The following is a 24,750-nucleotide window of genomic DNA, read 5'->3' on the forward strand; positions in this document are numbered from 1 at the left end:
TTGTTTAATAAAATGTATTTTCATGAACAATGATAATGAGATAGTAAATTATACTAAGGAAGAACGTAAAAGTCATATTTTAAAAGAAATTAATTTGCACACTCGTGTAAGTTTTGAAACGCTTTCTGTTAAACTATGCGTTTCAGAAGATACCGTTAGACGCGATATTAATGAACTTGAATCGGAATCCTTATTGATTAAAGTAAAAGGGGGTGCGATGACCAAAGCCTACCACCACTCTTCATCAAATCAAACCTATGCGGGCGAGTCGAAACAAATTATTGCGCAAAAAACAATAGGACTTCTTCATGATGGTATGGTTTTGTTAATTGGTGGCGGAACAACCATTAGAGAATTTATTCGTTTGATTCCAAATGATTTGAGTCTGACCATTTTTACGGTTACTGTTTTGTCTGCTGTTGAACTTCTGGATAAGCCTAATGTTAAAATTATCATGATCGGTGGTAGTATTTCGTCTTACAGCCAAATGTGTGTGAGCGGTGATGTATACAATCAATTGGCTAATATTAAAGTCGATTTATTGATTTTGGGAACCAATGCTTTAGATATTGAAGGCGGTTTCTCAGATTCTGATTGGGAAACGGTTCAGGTAAAAAAAGCAATGATTCAGGCTTCACAAAAAACAGCCATTCTAACTATTTCTGAAAAATTGGATACCGTTCTAAAAATGAAAATTGCCAACTTATCCGAGGTAGATTATGTAGTGACCGAAGTAGAGCCTGATCACGAAAAATTACAATCCTATAAGAAGGCAGTTCCAAGTTTAGTGTTTGTTTAATGCCAGTTTTTCATTAAAAAATTAATCCAGTTCTGGTGAAAGATACTTTTTAGATCTTCATCAGTATAGCCATTGTTTTTGAAAATTAGTACCAGTTTCTGCAAATCGGCAATCGTATCTAAATCATACGGACCTTGCTCGGTTCCAAAAGCGCCATCCAGATCTGAACCTACACCAATGTGGTTGGCATTTCCTGCCAATTGACAAATGTGATCCATGTGTCTGAAAACCGTTTCCAGATTACATTGTGTGCCTAGAGGGGTTGAAACGCCTCTTTCCCAATTTGGGACTAACATCCAGGCATCTAAAGCACCACCGATAACTGCTCCTCTTGAGATTAATGCTTTAATCATTTCGTCGCTGTATTGTCTGTTATGATCCACAAGACTTCGGCAGTTGTTGTGACTTGCCCAAACCGGACCGTTGTAATGATCCAAAGCTTGCCAGAAAGCATCATCACATAAATGAGTAGCATCTAAAATAATATTCAGACGTTCCATTTCTTTTAATAAATCAATTCCGTTTTGATTCATCTTTCCGGTTGCATCTGTTCCGTTCGCGTAACGTCCGGGGCCATAATGAGCGGGTCCAATGGCTCTTAATCCATAATTGTAGGCTTTCTCTAAATAGGAAATGTCTACAATCGAATCGGCTCCTTCTAAACTCAGGATATAACCAATAGGTTTTTTATCATTTGGTGTACCGTCATTCCATAGATCAATTTGCTTTTGAAGCGATTTTTTATCAGTAATGGCAACCATTTCACCGGCTTCCTCCATGCATTTGTACCAGTTTAATTGTCCTTGCGTTTGTGCCCAGGCTTGCTCGGGAGAGTTCCAACCCGGAATGATACTGCCCGGTTTTACAAAACGCGCAATCTGAGTGGCGACTACAATACCAATATTGCCTTTTCGCAGATCAGGAAACGAAACTGTTGCCCGTTCGCGATCCGGTTTGTCGGTCATTCCTTTTTCTAAATGGCGTAACGTTTTTACATCATTTCTTAAATCTCGGTTCCATTCCATTGCATTCATGCTCAGGTCTAAATGGGCATCTATTATAAACATAGTGAGAATCTTAAATTTTAAATACTAATTTTTCTGTTGCGCGCCTCGACAACCCATTGATCACAGATTTGATGTGCTGCATTGACAATCTGAACGGTCTCGTAAAGAGCGCAGGTAGGGCAGACGTGGTACGGAATGGCATAAATAATATCGCCAATTTTATACTCGTTTTTGCCTCGGTTTTCTATAATTAAATGTTCTTCTGAATGGGCCGACGGGACCAAGTTTTCATCATTCAAAATCACTAATCTTTTGTCTATCGGATTTTCTGAAGCAACTGCTTTATAACCAATATCAATGCAGAATGTTGAAGAACTTGGTTTTGAAATAATGGTTCCGACAAGAACTGCTGCCGGTTTAAAGTGTTGTTCGGGTAAATTAAGACTGTAATTAATATCCCAAAAAACAAAAGTGCCCGGACTGCATTCTACGTTTTCTTGTTCGGAATAAAAAGGAAATGTATTAGAACCTCCCGCAACAATTTTCAGTTCGTAATTTACTTGTTGCTGTAATGTTTCTATTTTTTGATTGATGATTGAAAAAGAATGGGAAGCGTCTAGTTTTCGTTGTTCAACACTACCTTTTAGATGACCGTCGTAAATGTGAATTCCGGCAAAATGAAAGTTCTCCAGTTGCATTATTTCTTTTGCTAAAGCAGTCCAATCTTCAGAAACCGAAAATCCTGTTCGGTTCATTCCGGTATTTAGATCCAGATAAACGGTAAGTTGTACTTGCTTCTTTTTTGCACTTTCATTTAATTCTTTCGCTGATTCTATATTGTCGACGATAGTTGAAAATTCTGAAAGAGGATATTTCTGAACTAAAGAAATCCATCTTTCCCCACGTAATCCAACAGGCTGATAGGCTAATAAAATATCCGAAATTTGGTGAATTGCGCAAAGTTCTGCTTCAGCAATTGTGGCGCATTTGACTTTGTTTATGCCATACACTTTAAACAAGTCGAGAATTTCTCCGGTTTTGTGTGTTTTAATGTGAGGGCGTAACTTCTGCACATCGCCTTTTACCGTCGCAATCAAATGTTTGATATTGTGCTGTAAACGGTCTTCATAAACAGCCAAAAAGGGAGTGTCGATAAGTGTTTCGGAATTAATTTTCCACCAATTTTCTTCCATGATTTAGGTTCTTGTTTTTTCGATAACTTCAATTAAATTTTGAAAGGCTTCAACTGATTTTTCATAAGTCAATTGAGCTAATAGTTCTTTAGAAAACAAATTAGATCCGATACCCACACAGACAACGCCAACTTTAAACCAGGATTTTAAGTTGGTTTCTTCTAAAGTCACGCCACCGGTAGGCATTAGCTTTAAGTCCGGAAAAGGAGCTTTTATTGCTTTTACATAGCCAGGCCCGCCAATTTTATCGGCAGGAAATAATTTGACTATTTCTGCTCCTAAATTATTAGCATGCAGTATTTCGTTTAAGGTAGCGGCTCCGGGAATCCAATACACCTTGTTTTTAAGACAATAAGCGCCAATTTCCAAATCGGTGTGCGGACAAACGATACAATCTGCTCCCAATTGATGGTAGGTTTGTGCATCCTGTAGGGTCAAAATAGAGCCAACGGCTATTTTTAGGTCTAATTTATGGGCATTTCTAAACGCAATCATTTGGCTGAAAACCTCCTTCGCATCATTTGAACGTGCTGCAAATTCGATAATTTTAATACCGGTTGCTGCAGCTGATTTCAATAAGATCTCGGCAGTTTGAATGTTGATTTGAGTTACTAACGGAAGTACACCTTGAGCTTTTAAAATGCTGTACATATCTGGGGAAATTTATCTGTTAATTCTATTACTTGAGCCATTTTTAATAAAATGACTGATCTCGGTTGGGGTGCTGATGGCAAAATCTCCCGGTATACTTTGTTTAATTACGCCACAGGCCGTTGCCCAATCTATAATTTCCTGACCGGAAAAGGCTTTGTTGAGTCCGTAAAGCAAACCTGCTGTAAAGGCATCTCCCGAACCAATTTGGTCGGTTACCAATTGTATTTTGTGTTCTGTGGTTTCGTAAAAATGATCTTCATGTGCCAACAACCCTTTATACAAATGAGCCGGCCCGTCTGATTTTCTAAAACTCATCGCAAGCGTTTTTAGAAAAGGCATTTTTGCTTTTAATAATTCGAATGTTTTCTGAAATCGATTGGCATCGGATTCTTTGGTGTCGGTTTTGATTCCAAAATAAATTTCGATTGCGTCTAAATCGGCAATAGTGATGGTACTGTAATGAAGCAGTTCGGGCATAACCTCAGCCGGTTTTTTGCCGTATTGCCATAACTTTGATCTGAAATTAAAGTCAGAAGAAATCGGCAATCCTTTTTGGTGTGCAGCAAGAATGGCCTCTTTGCAAACCAATGCAGCTTCATAAGAAACACCGGGACTAATTCCGGACCAGTGAAAATGTGTGGCATCGTTCAAAACAAGATTCCAGTCAATTTGCTTTTCTTTAATAGTAGCGAAAGAAGAGTTACTTCGGTCATAGATCACCTGCGATTGTCTGATTTGATTTCCGGCTTCAACAAAATACAGTCCCAGACGCTCTCCTCCATAAATGCAATTCGAAGTGTTTACTTTGTATTTTTGAAGTTCGTTTAAGGCTAATTGTGCCAAATCATTTTGAGGCAATCGTGTGATATAATCGGTGTGGATTCCTAATTGAGAAAGTAAAACACAAACATTGGCTTCGGCTCCGCCAACATGAATGCGCATTTCGTTGGCTTGCGTAAATCGATATCCATTCGCGACATTCATTCGGAGTAATAATTCTCCAAAAGTTGTAATTTTTGTTTGTGAGGTATTTGTATTCATGTTTATAATTTTTGTACAGATTAATAACGTAAAGATTTTGTTAAGCCACGAATTTTATCAATTATAGCAAATCACTGCGTATAATTAATCCGGGGGAATTTGATCAATTCGTGGCAAACAATTTTAATCTGTTGAATATTTCTTTAGCCACGAATTACACAAATTTACACAAATCATTGCGTGTAATTAATTTGGGGAATTCGAGCAATTCGTGGCAAACAATTTTAATCCTTTGAATCAGTGAAATCTGTGGCATTTTTTGAACACGAATTACACTAATTTGCACGAATCGTTGCGTTGAATTAATTCGTGAAAATTCGAGCAATTCGTGGCCAACAATTTTAATCCTTTAAATCAGTGAAATCTGTGGCATTATTTGAACACGAATTACACTAATTTACACAAATCGTTGCGTTAAATTAATTTGTGAAAATTCGAGTAATCCGTGGCATTTTTGACTTGTGTTTTAGAATAATTCAAAAACAGCTTCTACTTCTACAGGGATATTATCAGGTAAAGAGCCCATTCCTACAGCGCTTCGTACTCCAATTCCGTTTTCCTGACCCCATACCTCAGCAAACAGTTCGCTGCAGCCATTAATTACATAAGGATGTCTTAAAAAATCTTCCGTACAATTTACCATACCAAGGACTTTTACGACTCTTTTTACTTTGTTCAGGCTTCCGAAATTGGTCACAATTGTAGAAAGCATCGTCAGACCAACTTGTCTTGCGGCCAGTTTTCCTTCTTCAATGTCCATATCGTCGCCAATTCTTCCGATAATTAAGGATTTGTCGTCGCGAACCGGACCGTGTCCTGACAGGTATAAATATTTACCATCAACTAAATAAGGTTTGTAAATACCAAGCGGCTGTGGTGCCGGAGGTAAGGATAAGCCTAATGTTTCAAATTTTTCTTGTGGTAATAAATTCATGATATTAATGTATAATTGAGTTTAAAATAAAAACGAAAATGATTCCTAAAACCGATACTAAGGATTCCATGACGGTCCATGATTTGAACGTATCTTTCAGGCTGATATTAAAATATTCCTTAAACATCCAAAAACTTGGATCGTTTACATGGGAGCACATTAAGCTTCCGGCTCCTACCGCTAATACGAGTAGATTGGGGTCTAGGTTATTGGCTTGTAATAAAGGTAGTAAAACGCTGGCAGTCATTAGGCCGGCAGCTGTTGCAGAGCCAACACAAATACGAATTATTGCAGCCATCATCCAGGCCAATATATAGGGATGAATGCTTGTTTGTGTTAGCAAATCAACAATGGTGTTGTTAACGCCGCTGACGATCATGACTTCTTTTAAGCTTCCTGCACCACCAACAATTAAAACGATTAAGGCAACATCTTTAATAGCAGCTGCGTAATCATCCATTACGGATTTTAAGCTTCTGTTCATTCGTGTACCTAAAGTGTAAGTGCAGATCAATAGTGAGATTAACATTATAATGCTAGGTTCACCAAGTGTTTTGCCTATGTTAAGAGCTGTTTCGTTATTAGTCAAAAAGGGTAATAACGAGGTCAATGTTAATCCAAAAACAGGAAATAGCGCAGAGAATATACTAACGGAAAAACTCGGAAGTTTACCTTCGTTTGCAATTTCTTCTACATTTAAAATTTCTTGATTAGATTGCGTTTTAATGTTTTTAAGCAGATTTGAAAATAACAAACCCGCAATGAAAATAGTCGGAATAGCGATTATAATTCCATACACTAAAACAAGGCCAATGTCTGCATTTAAAATACTACTCAATGCCATTGGTGACGGATGGGGAGGCAAAAAACCGTGCGCTACTGAAAGTGACGCAAGCATAGGAATTCCTAAATATACTTTTGATAGTTTAAATTGATGGGCTACTGAGAAGATTAATGGAACTAACAAAACAAACCCCACACTATAAAATAGAGGTATCCCAACAATAAATCCGGTAATCATTAGGCCTAAGCGGACGTATTTTTTACCTGTCCATCCCATAACAGTTTTAGCAATAACATTGGCTGCTCCGGACGAAACAGTGAGTTTTCCAATGCAAGTTCCAAATACGATGATCAGCGTTATGGAGCCTAACATTTCGCCCAGACCTTTTTGCACTGTCTGTGATAAAGTGTCTATCGGCAGGCCTAAAGTAAGGCCTGCTAATAAAGCTGTGATAATAAATGCGATAAAAGGATTGATTTTAAACCAGGCAATTTGCAGGATTAAAAAGGCAATACAGGCAGTAAGAATTAAAATGCTCATTTATTTCTATTATATTATTTATCCCACCATGTTCTTGTTGTGAATGTGTCTGCTCCCTGGCGTTTGATGGCTTCAGCTAAGTTAGCTGAATTCACCGAATATTCGCTTACAGGGTATCTCAAACGTCTTGGTATTGTTCCGTTTGTGACATTGCCGGGAAAGTTTACCGGTACCAGAGCAGGGTAGCCTGTTCTTCTCCAGTTCGAATAAATTTCCTGCTCATCTACAAACAAAGCGACCCAAATCTGAGAGTGTATTTGATTCATTTTTTGCTCAAAAGTTCCTGCCGCATTAAAAGGATTGGCAGTTAAATAAGGTGTTGCATCCGTGATGGCATAAGTTGCACCATAAATTCCCATATTAAGGAACGATGCTTTAACTCCTTTTTCATATAAATCTTTATCCGTTTCGGCAGTGTACCAACCTCTCGCTGCAGCTTCTGCTAAATAAAGATTAGTTTCGGCATTGCCTAAGATTACAAGAGGGGCGTCATATCTAAAAACAGTACCCTGATTTGGCTCAGAAAAAGTGGCTTGTTCTATTGCTGTTGGAGGTGTTTTAAGTCCGTTTGGGAAACCTTTTTGAACGTCGGCCGCAGTGTTTTGCGTTGTTCCTTGCCAAACACCTGAGTAAACACTGATCCTTGGGTCAGCTGTAGCTTTTAGTACATCTATAAACGTTTTGGCCAGTTTCCCGCCTTCCACATTTTTTTGACCAAAGGAGTCTTTTGTGAAATCAATACTTCTGGAATCAATACCGGCTGGGTTTCTGTTGAAATCGTTTGGACCATCCGTATATTTCATAAGTGCATTGTCGGTTCCGTTTACAATTACACCACCGGCGATGGCTTTTGTAACCCAGGTTTTGGCCAATGCCGGATCAACTTTTGTTAATCTTAATCCTAAACGAAGCATTAAAGAGTATGAAAATTTCTTCCATTTGGGGATATTACCGTCATATATTAGATCGGCTTTGCCAAAGCTTGTTTTTGCAGGGTCTAATGCGGTCGCAGCTTCATCAAGTTCTTTTAATAAATCTTTGTAGATGAATTCCTGACTGTCGTATTTAGGAAGAAAATGTTCATTCGAATAAGCCTTCGCCGCTTCCGTATAAGGAACGTCTCCGTACAAATCGGTCATGCGGTGGTAGATGTAAACTTTCCAGATTCTTGCAATGTTAAGTCTGTTGCTGTCAAGAGGATTATTCTGTAGTAAATTAATCACCGTTTGAATTTCATTTACTGCAGTTGGATAACCTCGATTGAAATAGGCAGAATAGTATACCTCGTTGCTCAGGTATTTATCTCCAACACCGGATGCTTCTTTGTAAGTGGCATAATGTTGCAACATACCCCCACATTCTAAAACGTTGGTGAAGAAATAATTGTTGTTTAAGCCGTCCAGTTGCGATTGACTGAATATGAAATTTGGATTGGCTACTTCAACAGAATTAGGGTTCGTGTTTATTTCTTCAAAATCTTTAGTACAGGCTGTCATGCTTCCTAAAAGTATACCTGCTATATATAAAATAGATCTCTTTTTCATTTCTTTGTACTTTAAAATTTAACATTTAAACTTAAACCAAAACTTCTTGTTCTTGGTACTCCAAATTGTTCTACACCTTGAGCATTTCCGGCACTAAATACCGATTCAGGATCTACGTTTGGTGTTTTCTTGTAAAGGATGAATAAGTTTCTAGCGATAAAGGAAACAGAAACACCCTGAAGTCTGGAAAGACTTTTGATCTTTTCGATTGGTAGCTGATACCCGATGATTACTTGTCTTAATTTTACAAAACTGGCATCGTAAACAAAATAAGAAGAGATGTTTCTTAATCCGTCATAGTAAGTTCTTAAGTTTTCCGGTGAAATAACCATGTTAACCGGATTTCCACTAGGATCTACGCCCGAAATTGGCAATCCATTTTCACGACCTTCTAAAGTCATTTTGGTTAATCCCATACGAGTTCCGTACAAATCTGTACCGGAATATAAATCTCCTCCAAATTTACCATCAATTAAAAAGCTGAATGATACTGATTTGTATTTGAATTCATTACTAATACCTGCTGCCCAAGGATGAACTCCCTGACCTAATTCTTCCAGAGGACCTTGTGCTACTGTTGCAGTACCGGCACTAACATTATAAACTGTATTACCGTTGGCATCTTTTAAAGGTTTGTATCCTTTTATAATACTGTAAGGACGACCAACATCACTTGCTATGGTAACGTATCCGTTTACAGAAGTTGCCATTGTGATGGAGTTTAAGTGATCTGCAAGTGCTTCAACTGTATTTTTGTTGTAAGATCCATTAATACTGGCATCCCACGAGAAGTTTTCTGAGTTAATGATTTTTCCGCTTAATAAAACTTCAACTCCCTCATTTCTCATTTTTCCAAGATTCAATAAGGCAGTTCTGGCTCCTGATGCATTAGAGATGGTAGTTTCAACAATATCATTAGTCGTTACACGGTTGTACCAGGCTAAATCAAGATTCAAACGGTTGTTGAAAAAACCGATATCTGTTCCTACTTCAAACGTTGTGGAAGTCAGTGGACTCAAAGTAGAATTTGGAACTCTTGAACCCGTTGTGCTTTGTAATTGTTGACCGTTATGTCCTCCCTGAATGATAGAATAGGACTGATTTAAAGCGTAAGGATCCGGAGTAGCACCACCAACTTGTGCCCACGAAGCTCTTAGTTTAGAGAATGAAATCCATTCCGGCATTTTTACAAGATCAGATAGGATAACACTGGTTCCAATTGAAGGGTAAAAGATCGTGTTGTTTTCTGATGAAAGAGTCGAGAACCAATCCTGACGTCCTGTAAAGTTTAAGAAAACGACATTTTTATAATCTAAATCGGCAGCTGCATATACCGAGTTTGTTTTGGTTTTTCCATAAGGATAGCTGTAAGTTATAGTAGCTAAGTTTGTTAGTGAGTAGAAATTATCCAATACAAAGTTGGATCCGTCTATTCTGATTTCGTCTCTCAAAGAAGTACGGGAATTGACACCAATTAAAGCGTTTAAAGAAAAATCATTGTAGATGTTTTTCTTGGTATAATTAAGGATTGCTTCAGAGTTGACATTAGACAACTTTACTTTTGAGCCTTGTCCGTATCCAACCGGGTTGTTTAAACTTGTTTTTGGAATATAACCATAGAAATCATAATTGGTAAAATCTTGCCCAATTCGTCCTTGAAGGAATAAGTTAGGGGTAAAATTTACTTTTACGTTTAACATTCCGATAAAACGGTTTTTGGTATCGCTGTTTTTTATTTGATTTACTGCGAAGTAAGGATTGGTGGCCACGGCAACAGGGTTCCAAGGTGTTTCAATACCATTTGGACCATATCCCGGAGAAAGATTTCTGATATCTACGGTGTTGGCAATCATATAAGTTCCCCAGTTTGGATTTGCCTCGGCATCAGAAACGGTTGTTCTGTTGTCTGTTTTGTCAATGTTGTATTGCGCTACAACATCAAATTTTAGCCAATCTGTTAAATTCACATTGGTCGAAATGTTAACGCTTTTGCGATTAAAGCTCGAATTAGGAACAATGCCTTCATTGTCCATATTCATTAGTGAAAGACGTCCCGTTGCTTTTTCACTTCCTCCCGATAAAGCGATAGAGTTAATGAAGGTTGTTCCGGTTTTGTAGAAGTTTTTAATATTATCTTTTTGAGGGGAGTAAGGTCTTTTTACACCATCAAACTGAATAACATCTGATCCGTCCATTTTTGCTCCCCAGGACCAACGTCCGAATTCTATAGCTTCTGCTTTTGTTGTGGGTTTTTTGCCCAAAGCACCTGATCCGTATTCGTATTGCCAGTCCGGTTTGATAGACGGAGTTTCAAAAGTAAAAGAGCTATTGTACTCTACACCGATTCCTTTTTGTGCTGTTCCTCTTTTGGTTTGGATTAAAATAACACCATTTGCGGCATTTGCACCGTACAAAGCAGCAGCAGTTCCTCCTTTTAAGACGGTAATGCTTTTGATGTCATCCGGATTTATAACAGATGTTCCGTCACCTCGGTCTACGTTAATTCTTGGAGATCCCGCTCCGTTACCGATTCCGGGCAAGTTCAGTTGGGTGTTGTCTATCGGTAAATCATTGACAACATACATCGGTTGGTTGTTTCCGTTTAAGGAACCATTTCCACGAATTACAACTCTCGTTGATCCCGTTGGCCCCGTGGCAGTGGCACTAACGTTTACACCGGCAATTTTTCCGGCCAAAGCATTCGTGATATTAGTCTCTTTTGCTTTTGTAAATTCAGTTCCCTTAAGTTCGGTTACCGCATAAGAGATGGCTTTACTGCTTTTTTTAACTCCTAATGCAGTTACTAAAACTTGTTCCAGAACGTTTTCAGCTGGTTTTAGGCTTATAGTAATATTTGTAGTACGTTCCAGATTGTATTCGGTCGTTTCATAGCCCATGTATGAGATGATGATTGCAGTCTCATTTTCCGGAACATTTAGTTTAAAATTTCCGGATTCATCCGTGATGGTTACTATTTTGTTATTGCTTTTTGCAACGATGGTGGCTCCTGCAATTGGCATTCCGTCATCTTGGCCTTTTATCTGACCCGTAATTTCAATCTGACTGCTTTTTTGTTCAATAAGGTGCTTTTTAATTGCAACCTCGTTTGCATTTGCTGAGAGGATCATTCCTCCAACAAACACTAATGAAATTAGCTTTGTTTTCATAATACTTTGGTTTTCATGTTTTTTTTTTGGTTTAGTCGGCAATCAAATATAGAAATTTATTTTGCAAATTTGCATTTTTTTTGCACAGAATGCATTTTTTTTGCAGATTTTTTTTCTGAAGTATTTTTTTATTCCAAAAGAAGTGCTGTTTTTAGTGGTATTTTGAGAAATTTTTGCACAGAATGGTTTTCTGCGAAAAAAGTAATTTTGGCTGAAAAATCGTATTTTTTGATCGAAAGGGGTTCGGTAGACGTTGGTTGAAACCAATGGCAATTCAAAAAAAAGTACCACTCATAATTCGGTGTGAATTTCGAGTGGTACTAATAAAAAAAGGAAGTATGTGATTTTTATAAAGGCTTATGAATTAATCTACATCCCACCAAACTTTGGCTAACCAACTATTGTTGTTGTATTTTGCACTTGCAGCTAAATAGTTGTCTCTGTTGCTTGTGGATTCTTCTATTGGGTAAGGCATTCTTGTTGGCATAATTCCGTTGGTTCCGGAGGCAGGACGCGTAATTTTAATCAAAACTGGAAAGTCAGTTCGTCTGTAATTGGTATAGGCTTCTATTCCGTTTAAAAAGAATGTTAACCATTGTTGCGTCGCAATTTCTTCCAGTTCTTTTCCGGGGGTAAGATTTTTGGTTGCCAGAAAAGTGTTAATTGCCGCATTATCAATTATACTTTCGTCTTTAAATATAGACCATTGTCTGATTCCTGCTTCAATTCCTTTTTTGTAATAGTCTTTGGCGTCTCCGGTATACAGTCCTTTAAAAGAAGCTTCGGCTAGAAGAAGCATTACTTCAGAATAAGTAAAATGAAGGTACGGAGCGCTATTTTCGTATAAATAAGGTTGGAGTTCTGACAGGTTGTTGCTGGATGGTTCGTGATCCCATCTGTATTTGTTCGGATTGATTCCTTCGTAAATCCCGTTAGGATTTAGTCGAAACCATATTTTTTTTCGGGGATCATTACCTAATAGGTTCAGGATGGTAGTGGTAGGGTGATCGTATACAGGACCGCTGCCTTTTAGTCCCTGTGATACTCCGTTACCGTTGTTCAAAGCACCTGCCGTTTCTGGAAGTGTTGCGTCATGTTTCATGTAGCAATTGTCGGCGTTGCTTGTAAACAGGCCATTTGCAACGGCTTTTAAGATTTGTTCTTTTGCCAAAGCAGGATCTACTTTTGAGATTCTCATGGCACAACGAAGTCTTAATGCACTAATCATTTTCTTCCATTTAGCCGCATCGCCGGCATAAAACAGATCTCCTTTAGTGGGTACAGATTGCGGTTGCATTTGATTTTGGGCTTCATCCAAAACTTTAAAAAAATCGGTATAAATGTCTTTTTGACTGTCGTATTTTGGATAGAAAATTTTCTTGTAATAACCTAAACCTGCTTCAGAATACGGAATGTCTCCATACAAATCGGTTAAGCGCTGAAAGGTCATAACTTTTAATACTTTTGCCATTCCGTTTAGATTGTTGAATTCTGGTTTTCCATTGGTTTTTTCCAGAACATCAACAAGGTTACGTACGAGTCCACCGCCATAATTTGAAATCCAAAGCGCTTCTTGGTATTCTCTGGATGCAATAAAAAAAGAACCATAATTGGCAACAGGCCAAGATCCGCCAAGATGTTGGATAAATCCTTCTCCGTAGATAAGATTTGCCCTCCATTGTTCAAACCAGCCACCCGACATTGCGGCTTGAATTCCGGTTAATTGTGTTGAAGGGTCTACCGATACGAAAGTTTCCGGATTGGTATTGGTTTCTCTGAAAAGATCGTCGTCAGCACAATTAGTTGTGGTAAGTACCAGAATCATTCCCAGTACATATTTTGTTAACTGTTGTATATATTTTTTCATTTGGATCAAATTAGTGGATTAGAATGATAATTGTAAGTTAAAGCCATAAGATCTTCTGTAAGGAAGAGAACCATATTCAAAACCTTGACCGTTTCCGTTTGTATAAGTAGATTCCGGATCGATGTTTGGAACTTTAGAATAAACGGTCCATAGGTTTCTTCCAATTACTGAAAATTTAAATCGGTCAAATCCGGTTCCTTTTAACCATTTTTTAGGAAGGTCATAACTAATAGAGGCTTCTCTCAGTTTAACATAGGATGCGTCATAGATGAAGGGTTCCGGAGTGGTGTCATCTCCGTACAGATTTCTCCAATACGTTTGAGGATTCACGGGTGTAGTATTGTTTTGGTATCCGGTTACATTGCCGTTGATGTCTTTAATTTCGGTTACCCCGTTTACAATAAGTCCTGCGCCGGGAGCTAATTGCCCTATTTCGGTTGGCGTTTTTCCTGCTGCAATTTGTTGGGCAACCCATGCGTTGAATTCTTCTCTTCCTTCGATAGTTACATCAGATAGTCCTGTAGAAGCAGCAAGAGCATTGGTCATGGAATACATTTTGCCTCCAAATTTCATGTCAAAATTGGCTCTAAGACTTATTCCTTTATAAGAGAATTCATTAATAACCCCTCCAATCCAGTCGGGTGCAGTTTTTCCTAAGTTTTCAAGGGTTTGCGTTAATATAGGATTACCCTTGTCGTCTATCAGGATTTGGCCGTCAGGTGATCTTTGAAATTTTTTCCCATAAATCTGCGTAGAGCTTTCTCCTACTTTTGCAACAATTTGTGCGCCTGCCCATCTTGCATTAGAGATTACTTGCAGGTCTGTTTTGTCTGTTAATTCCAGTAATTTGTTTTCGTTTTTCGCAAAGTTAAGGGTGATATCCCAGTTGAATCCGTTTGGATCTCTGAAAATACCGGCCGTTACCAAGGCTTCAAAACCTTTGTTTTCAACCGTACCCGCATTCGCATTTGCTCCTACGAAACCGGATGTTTGTGAAGTGTTTAATACAATTAATTGATTTTTTGTTTTGGTGTAATAGTAGGATAGATCTAGTTGCAAACGGTTTTTAAAGAATCCTAAATCGATTCCCGCTTCGTAACTGGTGGTGAATTCCGGTTTTAGAGCATTGTTTGGGACAATGTTGTTTACTACTGAGCCGATTGGGTTTCCTAATAAAGGCTTTGCTTGTATGTTGTAGTTGAGGGCAGTTGAATAAGGTGCTTCCAGTGCTTTTGCAGTTCCTGCCCAAGAGGCTCTTATTTTTCCAAAGGTCAATACTTCGCTGGTAATGTTTAAACCATCAGTAAAAATAAAACTGGAAGATACAGACGGATAAAAGTACGAATAGTTATTGTTGCCGGAGGAGCTAACTGCTGAGGCAAGCGTTGAATTCCAGTCATTACGGCCTGTGAAATCTAAGAATAAATAGTTTTTGTAATTGGTTCTTAAGTAGGTGTATACGGAGCGCACCAGTATTTCATCATTGATTTTTGAGCTGGGAATGCCGGAAAGAAAATTAGATTGTTTGTTTATACCATTAGTAATCATGTTTGTGAATACATTTCCTGTAATGACTCTTTGGGTATTTCGTTGATTGGCACCGGCACCTAAATTGATATTAAAATCACCGAATGATTTCTGAGCATTTAGTAAAACCTCTGTGTTGTATTCCTGAAAGGTAGTGTTACTATTGGCCAGGTATCCTGATTGCCTTTGGGACCAGGTGGTTCCGGCATTAACAAAATCGGAGCTTTCAAATGTAAAACGGTCAATTCCTGCTCTTCCTGTGGCGTTTAGCCAGCTGTTAAGAGCATAAGTAGCGCTGAAATTACCCAGTATTCTGTTTTTCTGTGTTTCGTTTTTATTTTCGTTTAAAACAAAATATGGGTTTAGTCGGTTTGGATCTGCATTCCATGGATAATAGGTACCGTTTTCATCCTCATAGTTTTTTAGCCAGGACTGGTCAATGTTCGGTGCTATAGCGGCTACTGATAATCCAAGGTTACCGGCATCGTCTGATAGGGAAGGTCTGTTGTCTGTGTTTTCTGTAATGTAGGTAAATTTGGCGTCTAGTGTAAGTTTGTCGATCTGCGAATTAAAACCTAAGGTAAAAGTGTTTCTTTTTAAAGCACTTTTAGGGATAACATCAGTAGCATCAAGATTAGAGTAGTTCAATCTAAAGGCCGTATTATCTCCTCCTCCGGATAGACTAAAGCTATTGATCGCAGTTACTCCGGTTCTGAAGAAATCCTTGATATTGTTGTTTACGTTTTGATAAGGTTTGTAGGATCCGTCAAAGATTCTTACTGTGATGTTGCCGGCTGATCCGAATTTTGGTCCCCAGGCGCTGGTGGTGGCATTTCGTCCGTTTGCAATATCATTGGTATTTGGAAGCAGGCCGTTTGATCCTGTACCGTAGTCTCTTTGAAAATCTTTGTAGTTGGTGCTGATTTTGTCAAAAGTAGTAGTGCTGTTCCATTCTGCTTTTAAAGAGTTTCTTTTTCCTTTTTTGGTCGTAATGACAATGACTCCATTGGCGCCACGTTCTCCATAAAGCGCACTGGCAGCTCCTCCTTTTAGCACAGAAATATTTTCAATGTCATCCACGTTTAAACTCGATAATCCATCTCCGTTATCAGCTCCTTCGGCATATCTTGCGGATTTAGAATCTGTTATTGAGGCTAATCCGGTGTTTCCTAAAGTAACACCATCGACAACATAAAGTGGCTGGTTGTCTCCGCTAATCGATCGGTTTCCTCTTATAACGATGCGGGAACTGGCTCCGATACCTCCTGTGGTTTGAGAGATGTTTACCCCTGCTACTTTTCCGTACAGAGATTGTGCGACACTTATTGTCGGGTTGTCGGCCAGATCTTTTCCTTTTACATCCTGAAAGGAATAACCCAGTTCTTTTCTTTCTCTTTTTATGCCAAGTGCAGTAACTACAACTCCTGAAAGAACTGTTGCGGGAGCTTCTTTTAGTTGTACGTTAATGGTCGCAACGTTATCTATCGTGATAGCTACGGTTTCCAGTCCTAAGAACGAAACGATAAGTGTTTGCCCTTTTTCTGCCTCAATAGAGAATTTACCATCGAAGTCGGTGGTGACACCTTTTTTCTCATTTTTCAGGAGCACAGTGGCTCCGGGTAGTGTTATGCCATTAGAATCGGTAACAGTTCCTTTGACAGTTTTTACCTGTCCTGTTGCGATTTGCATAGTAAAAAATAGTATAAATATTGAAATAGTTTGTTTCATTATCTTGGTTTTAGTTAGTGGTGGGTTGTTGATTGATGTGTTTTGGTGTTAAAGCGTTTTTAATTCGTTTGATTTCGAGATTTTCTTACAAACAAAATGTAATGTTTTCTCTATTGGTTTAATGCGGCCTGTGCTTTAATAGTACAGCACTCAAGACAGCAGTTCTACCTGTTAAATTTTTGTTTTATGCTTTTTTATTGCATAATATTTTGCAATTTTTCGTAAATGATTTTACGGGTGTATTGCCTGATAAACGGGGTGTTTTTTCTCATAATTGAATGTTTTTTAAGGGGTTACTTTTTTTATTCGCGGTCAAATATATATAATTTATATCCATTATAAGCGATATTTTTGCAAAAATAATGCAATATTTTTGCAATATTATTTTTGTTAATGTTGTTTTTCTCTTAAAAATCCGATGTTTACTGGGTTTGTTTCCTTTTGGGTTGGGGTTTTGTAAAACGGGAAGCAGGATTGGTTTTTTTATGCTTTAAAAAAAGGTATTTTTGTAAGATGAAAATTGTACTTATTCAATCAGACCTATATTGGGAACAGCCTGATAAAAATCGAAATCATTTTGAGCAAAAAATCAATGGAATTGCGCAAGCAGTTGACCTGATTGTACTTCCCGAAATGTTTTCGACAGGATTTACTATGAATGCGAAAGCAATCGCCGAAACGATGCAAGGCGAAACGGTGCACTGGATGCAAGCCTTAGCAAAGCAAAATAAATGTGCTATTACAGGAAGTTTGATTATTGAAGAAAATGGGCAGTACTATAATAGAATGTTGTTTGTTTTTCCGGATGGAGAAATGCAGCAATATGATAAACGCCATTTGTTTTCGCTGGCCGGAGAAAACAAATTTTATACCGGCGGAACCCAGAAAGTAATCGTAGAATATTTAGACTGGAAAATCTGTCTTCAGATTTGTTATGATTTGAGGTTTCCGGTTTTTGCTAGAAATGTAGAGAATTACGACCTGCTTTTATATGTTGCCAATTGGCCGAAAGTTCGTATAAATGCATGGGATGCTTTGCTGAAAGCGCGTGCAATCGAAAACTTAAGTTATGTAGTAGCGGTAAACAGAGTAGGGCTGGATGCTAATAAGTACGAGCATGTCGGACACTCCCAAGTGATAGATTTTCTCGGGAATCCTGTTTTAGATCCTCAGGAAAACGAAGGTGTTTTTGTGGTTGAAATCGATAAAAATACAATGCTGGAAACCCGTAAAAAACTCGATTTTTTAAGTGACAGAGATAATTTTACAGTTACGATTTAATGAAATAAAAATTTTAAGAATTAGTCCAAAACTTTGATTTCTTTCTTTGAATTTTTAATGCGAACTACAATTTTTGTGTATGCCCATCCTGTTCCTTTTTTGAAGGCTGTGATATCCAGTTTTCCTTTGGTTTTGGTGCCCTGTATTCTAACAGAAGAATGAACAGCATTATAGCCTGTAGAATACGAGGTGTTTCCTTCTAAAATGGCCAATTGGTCAAGAGGTGTTATAGTGCCAATAATTTTTAAAACTTCCTGATTCGAGTTGGCTTTTTGTATGGCGCCTTCAAAGAGAGAATTATCGGAATAGGCCTGAATAATATCAGTTGTACTCCCTGCAACATTTGACGATAGAATAAATCCAAAGCTTAGGATCGATAGTAGGGTTAGTGGTAAAAACCATTTCCAGTTTCTACTCCACCAGCTTTTTCTTAGAACTAATTCATTCTCGGTTTTTTCCATTTTTTAGTTTGTTGTTGAATTTAGTTTAAAATTAGTGAAGTTTTAAGTTGAAGAAGGAATAAAAACACCTTCAATAGGAAATGATATTGAGAGATTCTCTTCGAAAGATCCGGTTGATTCTAACGCAATTGCGATTTCTCTATAAAATAAAATAAGCTCTCGAAATCTTTGTTTTGAGAGCTCATTCTATTTTGATCGAATACTTTTATTGAACTAAAACTTAGAAGGCGGTCTTTTTCTTTTTTGCTTCTTCTTTTTTCTTTTTATCGTCGACTTTTTTCTCCAGTTCAGGATTGTACTGAATGCTTAAGTCAAAATCCTGTGACCAATCCCAGTTGCTTCTCACATCAAAAGCTTCCTGTAGATAATTGATTTCTTCAGGGTATTGTTTTTCCAGGTAGTTTCCGGTGTCGTATATTTTATTTTTATTGTCATCATAAATTACACGAATACTAAATGAATCGGGCTCTATGTGATTAAACTCAAAATTGGTTTTGCTTTCAGAATATTCCGTCGCGATGATCTTATCTCCTTTTTTGTTTATCAATTCTACAATAATCGGAAAACGTTTTACATTTCGTAAATTCAATTTAAGATTGGCGTAATCTTCGTATTCTTTTGTGGTTAATTTATACGATAAAGTATCGTTCGTTTTTTCGTAAAAATCGGTCAAAGCTCCCGGGAAAAAGGTAAAATTGTAATTTTCCAGAGGTTCTCTCTTAAAATCTACATAGAGTTTCTGATCGAATTCATCGTATTCCGTAGTAAAATCAACTGCGACAGAATCCTTGTTGATCAATTTGATTTTAGATTTGTCAAATTTTACCAAAGGTGTTTCGGTTTCTAAGGTAAATCGCTCAATGAAGTTGATTGTTCCGCTTTGTACTGCCTTTATGTTTAAGGTGTCTTTTTTCTGGTCTTTGATTTTAAAAGTGAATTTCTTCTTGTAATTTTCTCTTTCAATCTCCATCGACAAGGAGTCGGTTTTTATGGGTTTGTACCACACCTGTAAAGAATCCTTTTTAGGAAACTGTGTTACAATCGTCTCCAGAATTTCGGACTTGTTTTTAAGTACAATTTTTGGCTTCTTATTTTTGAAATTCTGTTTTCCGTCGTAAGGGAGGTATAGCCTGTTTCCGGAAGCCTGTATCGGTTTTAAGGCTTTTAAGGGAACGGTTTCTTTGAATAATTCTAGTTCAAAAACAGTATCGTTTGGTATTGTAATGTAGTTTTTCAGAAATCCGATTTTATCTTCTTTAGGGTTGAATTTGTTGTTGTTTCCCTTGTCTTTTAAGGCGACCAAAAGATATTTTCCGGCTTTTAGATTTTCTAATTTAAAAGTTCGTAAACTGTCCAGCGTGTTCGTGATGTATCTCGGATTTTGCTTGTAAATTACAGAGTCTTTAAAAGTATCGTTGACTTCGTAAAGCATTACAGAGACAAAATTGTCAACGTTTTTCTCGTAGGCATCTTTGATTGTTCCGTTAATAGAAAGCGAATCAATATAACTGCCCGTAGAAAAAACGTACTTCAATTGATTGTACGGATTTCCTTCGTTGTTGTCTGTTATACTCTGTCCGAAATTTAAACTGTACGTGGTATTAGGTTGTAAAGTGTCTCTAAATTTTATGTTTATAAATTTACTGGCATTAGAGGGTGTGATTATCGGCTCTTGTTTCATTGGTGGCGAGATAATCAACTGTTTGTTGACGTTTTTAAGTTTTATATATTCGTCAAAAGTCAGGGTGATTTCCTTTCCTGTAAAATTAGTCGTGAAATTTTTCGGTGAGCTGTATTTTAAAACAGGAGCCAGGGTGTCTTTTAATCCGCCCGTTATACTGCCTCTTTTGGCGCAACTCAACATTAAAAAGACTAATAAAAGTGAAATATATCTGAGGTTGTTTTTCAACATAACGTTTTTAAATTTGATTGCACAAAATAACGATTATATTTGCTTTAATTGAAATTTTTTATCCATTTATTAGGATTTCAGGATTTTGTTTCCGCTGCTTTTTTATGCTTTCAAATAATGGATTTGATATAATTTCTTATTTTTGACATTAAATGTAATTTTTCCAAGTTTTGATAAAAAAAGTTTTTTGGGGTATGTTGGTTTTTTTACTCTTCTCCTGCAGTAAAAATGATAAGCCGGCAATTGCCTTTTATTATTGGAAAACAATCTTCAAATTGTCTGAAACCGAAAAAGAGATCCTGGAAGAAAATAAGGTAACAAAGCTTTATATCCGTTATTTTGATATTGGTTTACAACCTCAGACAAAGGAGCCAATTCCGATTAGTCCGATACGGTTTCAGGAAAATGTTTCTAATTTTAATGTTGTTCCGGTGATTTTTATTCAAAATAAAGTCATGTTGCAATCTAATTTAGATGTTGAAAACCTCGCCAAAAAAGCAGTTCAATTAGTAGAGGAGATCAGTGCTGTAAATAAAATTGCCTTTCGGGAAGTCCAAATTGACTGTGATTGGTCCCTAAACAGCAAAGACAATTATTTGAAATTTGTGGAGCGTTTTAAAAAGCTTTCGCAGAAAAAGCTTTCGGCAACGATTCGCTTGCATCAGGTTAAATATTTCAAAAAGACCAAAATTCCAAATGTCGATTCCGGTGTTTTGATGTATTACAATATGGGATCCATTGCGCCCGATTCGTTAAATTCTATTTACGATCAGAAAATTGCAGCGCGATATCTTAAGAGTTTAAAAAAATATCCGTTGCATCTCGATTTTGCTTTACCTATATATTCGTGGGGAGTTCATATCAGAAATCAAAAAGTGATTGGTTTGCGTTCTAAATTGAGTTTTAGTGAACTTCAAAAGGATGAGAATTTTGTGCAGACAAGTGCCTTTTTTTTCAAAGTAAAACAATCAAACTACAAAAATGGAGTTTTTTATGAAGAAAATGACCTGCTGAAAATCGAGGCCATTACTCCCGAAGATTTGAAACAAATGGCGAAGGAGTTGGGCGAAAGTACGGCACAAGCGCCAAAAGAAATTATATTTTACGATTTAGACGAATTCAATTTAAAAAACTATGAAAAGAATATTTTTGAGCAAGTTGTTTCTTGTTTCTAGTGCCTCTTTGCTTTTTGCATACGGAATAATTTATGCTTGTGGAGGCGGAGACGATTGGGATTATTTTGGTTATAATTCGAATTTTACACCGGAGACGTTTGCAGATAAGTCCTATGCGCCGCTTTTTTTGTCGGGAGATTTCTTTTATGGAATTGGTTCTGATACCGAGCACAATTCAAGGTTTAATGACAATATTAAACTCGATTGGGAGAATTTTTTAAAGGGAAAGGCGGATGCTGCGACTGTGCGTTATTTTCTGATTGGTCCTGATGAAGAAAGGGCATATGAGGACCGAAATAAACCGTTAAAGAATAAAGTTGAAATTGAGCAGCTTCATGTTTTTTATAAAACGAAAAAAGAGAATAAGACTTCGCTTAAATGGGGAAAAGTAGTGAGTCTGAAAGAGGTTAAAATCAAAAGTTTTATTGAATTTTTGTATTTAGCACAGAAAATAGAAACAGTTTCTATCGGCGAGGATTATTGGCGTTATGACCCTGTTGTGGCTAAAACATTCAATGACAAGAAGATGATTCAGTCAATTGAAAATGTTTACAATATGACTTCAGATCCGTTTCTGAAAAACAGGTATTGGTTTCTTACTGTGAAAGCACGATTTTATAGTAATGACAAGCAAAAAGCAATTCAGTTTTTTAATAAAACGGAAGCTTCAGTTCCTAAAAACACCTTGTATTACAGGGCTCTTTCGTATGTTGCGGGAATAAATTATCAGCAAAAAAAGTATGCGGTTTCAAATTATCTGTATGCACAGGTTTTTGATAAATGTCCGGAGTTGCGAGTGGTTACGGCTTATTGTTTTCATCCGCAGAATGTTGCTGATTGGAATAAATCTTTAGCGTTGGCTAAAAATAACAAAGAAAAAGCGGCACTTTGGGCAATTCACGGCTATTATAAAGATGAAAAACAGGCTATTGAAAAGATTTACGCATTAGATTCAAAAAGCGAACATCTGAATTATTTGTTAACACGATTGATTAATATAGAAGAGGGAAAAATAAATTATTCGTTTCAACAGAATATGGGGGATAATGTTCCAGCCAAATTGCAAACGGTTGCAGAGAACAGGGTAGAGAATTATGCTAAAATGGATCAAACTGCTTTTGATTTAACAGCAAAGATTGCAGCGGCAGGGAATACAGAGAAACCTTATTTGTGGGATATTGCGCTGGGCTATTTGCAAACTTTAAAAGGAGATTTTGCCAATGCGGATAAGAATTTTGACAAAGCGGCAAAAACACTTCCGAAGACAGAACTGGCAGGATATCAGTTGAGGTTGTTGCGTTTTGTGAATGCGCTGAGTAAAATTGATAAATTGACAGATCAAAATGAGAAAACGATTCTGGCTGATTTGAATTGGTTATATCAGGAGCTTCCAAAAACATACAAAGGACAGGAGTTCCGTTATGAGAATGCAGTGTTATGGAGTAAAAATTATTTGGCAGCGCTTTACAAAGCAAAAGCAAATCCTGTAATGGCGGAACTTTTCGGCACTTCTTCTTACGGTTATTGGAATTCGGGTAATGCTTTTTATGATAACGAAAAAGAGCTGTTGGAGATGAAAGCATTTCTGTCTAAATCCAATAAAACCGAAATAGAGAAAATTGGGGCTGGGATTTATGGCTTTAAATTAAAAGATATTAATAATTTTCAGGCTGTTCAGGCCACTTTTAAGAATAAAATTCCGGAGGCAATTGCTTTTATGCAACAAACGGACTCGGTGCAGTATCGTACCTTTTCAGGAAATCCGTTTAATGGAAACATAAAAGACTGTCATGATTGTGATCATGTGGCTTATCAAAAAAAGAAATATTCTCAGCTTGAATTCCTGAATACCATGAAAACCATGCAGGATAAACTGGCTCAGAAAGAAGATGTTTATACCAATAGTTTGTTGCTTGGGAATGCTTTTTACAATATCACTCATTTTGGGAACGGAAGAAGTTTTTACGAAATCAATATTGTAGGTTACGGCTCAAGTCCTTATTCTTTTAGAAGTGCAATGAAAGGAATGATCACGGATTGTACTGTTTCAAAAATGTATTACCAAAAAGCCTTTGAAGCCGCGACAACAAAAGAACAAAAAGCAAAATGTGTCTATTTAATCTCCAAGTGTGAACGAAACGAATATTACAACAACAAATACAATAAGGTAAACAGTTGGTGGGAAGTGGAGGACGATAAGATTAATTTTATTGCCTGGAATGGATTTAAAGCACTGAAGAAAGAGTATTCGGATACGAAGTATTATCAGGATGTGATTGCGGAATGTGGTTATTTTAATACGTATGTGAATCAATAATAAGGAGCAGGTTTAAATAATAGTAAAAGAAATGGTAAATAAAATAGAACATATCGGAATTGCAGTAAAAAACATGGAGGATGCTAATGTATTGTTCGAAAAATTATTGGGCGTTCCGTCATACAAAATGGAATCGGTAGAGAGTGAAGGGGTTTTGACTTCTTTTTTTCAAACAGGAGTTAATAAAATTGAACTTTTAACGGCCACAAATCCTGAAAGTCCAATTGCGAAGTTTTTAGAAAAAAAGGGAGAAGGAATTCATCACATCGCTTTTGATGTAGAAGACATTCACGCAGAAATAACACGACTGAAAGACGAAGGTTTTGTGTTGATTAATGAGGTGCCGAAAAGAGGAGCCGATAATAAGTTGGTGGTTTTTCTACATCCAAAAAACACAAATGGGGTTTTGGTGGAGCTTTGTCAGGAAATAAGATAAAAAAATGTGTTTTTTTATTCCTGAATAAGCCATTGAAAATCAATTGTGTTCCGTGAAATAAGGGTGGCAGTTGCAAATTAAATAGAAAACATCTCTTAAAATATTTGGAGTGAATGAAAAATAGTAGTAATATTGCAACCTCAAACCGGTCCTATAGCTCAGCTGGTTAGAGCACCTGACTCATAATCAGGTGGTCCCTGGTTCGAGCCCAGGTGGGACCACAGAAAAGCTTCATAAATTTTATGAAGCTTTTTTTATTTGTAAAACTTGCATTTAAATGAAATTCTTATACATTTGCCAATAATTTTGAGCGTAAACACTTGTTTTTGTGAGAATTATAATAAGAAAAATAATTTTAATAATGTACTCTGCTGTTTTTCAGC

At 37.1% G+C, this 24,750-nt stretch carries 17 protein-coding genes and 1 tRNA gene; 6 read left to right on the forward strand and 12 right to left on the reverse strand.

The window, feature by feature from the left end; translation table 11 throughout:
• Positions 1-22 precede the first annotated feature (22 nt).
• Complete coding sequence (locus ACHRV5_RS08415) at positions 23-799, forward strand: DeoR/GlpR family DNA-binding transcription regulator (protein WP_047776765.1); 777 nt, start codon at positions 23-25, stop codon at positions 797-799.
• Here the strand turns inward: ACHRV5_RS08415 and ACHRV5_RS08420 are convergent.
• The 10 genes from ACHRV5_RS08420 to ACHRV5_RS08465 all read right to left on the reverse strand — a co-directional run bounded on the left by ACHRV5_RS08420 (position 796) and on the right by ACHRV5_RS08465 (position 16,785).
• Positions 796-1,866, reverse strand: a complete 1,071-nt coding sequence (locus ACHRV5_RS08420; RefSeq protein WP_395426437.1) for a dipeptidase — start codon at positions 1,864-1,866, stop codon at positions 796-798. The genes ACHRV5_RS08415 and ACHRV5_RS08420 overlap by 4 nt on opposite strands.
• Before the next feature lie 17 nt (positions 1,867-1,883).
• Entirely contained in the window at positions 1,884-2,999 is a 1,116-nt protein-coding gene (locus tag ACHRV5_RS08425) for a D-TA family PLP-dependent enzyme (RefSeq protein ID WP_395426438.1), read from the reverse strand.
• Between the two features lie 3 nt (positions 3,000-3,002).
• A complete protein-coding gene (locus tag ACHRV5_RS08430; RefSeq protein WP_395426439.1) occupies positions 3,003-3,650 on the reverse strand; it encodes a bifunctional 4-hydroxy-2-oxoglutarate aldolase/2-dehydro-3-deoxy-phosphogluconate aldolase in 648 nt (215 codons plus the stop codon).
• Between the two features lie 12 nt (positions 3,651-3,662).
• Positions 3,663-4,694, reverse strand: a complete 1,032-nt coding sequence (locus ACHRV5_RS08435; protein ID WP_395426440.1) for a PfkB family carbohydrate kinase — start codon at positions 4,692-4,694, stop codon at positions 3,663-3,665.
• Between the two features lie 466 nt (positions 4,695-5,160).
• Positions 5,161-5,628 (reverse strand): RidA family protein, encoded by a 468-nt coding sequence (locus tag ACHRV5_RS08440; RefSeq protein ID WP_047776773.1) that lies wholly within the window; start codon positions 5,626-5,628, stop codon positions 5,161-5,163.
• 4 nt (positions 5,629-5,632) lie between these two features.
• Positions 5,633-6,952: a gluconate:H+ symporter gene (locus ACHRV5_RS08445; protein WP_395426441.1), complete on the reverse strand. Its 1,320-nt coding sequence runs from the start codon at positions 6,950-6,952 to the stop codon at positions 5,633-5,635.
• A 14-nt stretch (positions 6,953-6,966) separates the two neighbouring features.
• The gene (locus ACHRV5_RS08450; RefSeq protein ID WP_395426442.1) at positions 6,967-8,496 is read right to left on the reverse strand and encodes a SusD/RagB family nutrient-binding outer membrane lipoprotein; all 1,530 of its coding nucleotides are present in this window, start codon (positions 8,494-8,496) and stop codon (positions 6,967-6,969) included.
• Positions 8,497-8,507: 11 nt separating this feature from the next.
• Positions 8,508-11,663 (reverse strand): SusC/RagA family TonB-linked outer membrane protein, encoded by a 3,156-nt coding sequence (locus tag ACHRV5_RS08455; protein ID WP_395426443.1) that lies wholly within the window; start codon positions 11,661-11,663, stop codon positions 8,508-8,510.
• Between the two features lie 364 nt (positions 11,664-12,027).
• Complete coding sequence (locus ACHRV5_RS08460) at positions 12,028-13,530, reverse strand: SusD/RagB family nutrient-binding outer membrane lipoprotein (protein ID WP_395426444.1); 1,503 nt, start codon at positions 13,528-13,530, stop codon at positions 12,028-12,030.
• Positions 13,531-13,548: 18 nt separating this feature from the next.
• Positions 13,549-16,785 carry a SusC/RagA family TonB-linked outer membrane protein gene (locus tag ACHRV5_RS08465; protein WP_395426445.1) on the reverse strand — a complete coding sequence of 1,079 codons (3,237 nt, stop codon included), beginning with the start codon at positions 16,783-16,785 and terminating at the stop codon, positions 13,549-13,551.
• Positions 16,786-17,298: 513 nt separating this feature from the next.
• Between ACHRV5_RS08465 and ACHRV5_RS08470 the strand changes: the two genes are divergently transcribed.
• Positions 17,299-18,066, forward strand: a complete 768-nt coding sequence (locus tag ACHRV5_RS08470; RefSeq protein WP_395426446.1) for a nitrilase family protein — start codon at positions 17,299-17,301, stop codon at positions 18,064-18,066.
• 20 nt (positions 18,067-18,086) lie between these two features.
• Here the strand turns inward: ACHRV5_RS08470 and ACHRV5_RS08475 are convergent, their stop codons facing one another.
• Positions 18,087-18,527: a cytochrome c oxidase assembly factor Coa1 family protein gene (locus ACHRV5_RS08475; RefSeq protein ID WP_395426447.1), complete on the reverse strand. Its 441-nt coding sequence runs from the start codon at positions 18,525-18,527 to the stop codon at positions 18,087-18,089.
• A gap of 220 nt (positions 18,528-18,747) precedes the next feature.
• Complete coding sequence (locus tag ACHRV5_RS08480; protein WP_395426449.1) at positions 18,748-20,439, reverse strand: Ig-like domain-containing protein; 1,692 nt, start codon at positions 20,437-20,439, stop codon at positions 18,748-18,750.
• A gap of 194 nt (positions 20,440-20,633) precedes the next feature.
• Between ACHRV5_RS08480 and ACHRV5_RS08485 the strand changes: the two genes are divergently transcribed.
• The 4 genes from ACHRV5_RS08485 to ACHRV5_RS08500 all read left to right on the forward strand — a co-directional run bounded on the left by ACHRV5_RS08485 (position 20,634) and on the right by ACHRV5_RS08500 (position 24,588).
• Positions 20,634-21,614: a hypothetical protein gene (locus tag ACHRV5_RS08485; RefSeq protein ID WP_395426450.1), complete on the forward strand. Its 981-nt coding sequence runs from the start codon at positions 20,634-20,636 to the stop codon at positions 21,612-21,614.
• Positions 21,574-23,931 (forward strand): hypothetical protein, encoded by a 2,358-nt coding sequence (locus ACHRV5_RS08490; protein WP_395426451.1) that lies wholly within the window; start codon positions 21,574-21,576, stop codon positions 23,929-23,931. The genes ACHRV5_RS08485 and ACHRV5_RS08490 overlap by 41 nt, the downstream gene beginning before the upstream one ends.
• Positions 23,932-23,962: 31 nt before the next feature.
• On the forward strand, positions 23,963-24,367 hold the full coding sequence (mce, locus tag ACHRV5_RS08495) for a methylmalonyl-CoA epimerase (RefSeq protein WP_047776788.1): 405 nt from the start codon (positions 23,963-23,965) through the stop codon (positions 24,365-24,367).
• Between the two features lie 147 nt (positions 24,368-24,514).
• Positions 24,515-24,588, forward strand: a tRNA-Ile gene (locus ACHRV5_RS08500).
• Positions 24,589-24,750: the final 162 nt, after the last annotated feature.

The organism is Flavobacterium sp. FlaQc-52 (assembly GCF_044007495.1).
In the GTDB taxonomy this organism is placed as follows: Bacteria; Bacteroidota; Bacteroidia; order Flavobacteriales; family Flavobacteriaceae; genus Flavobacterium; species Flavobacterium cupriresistens.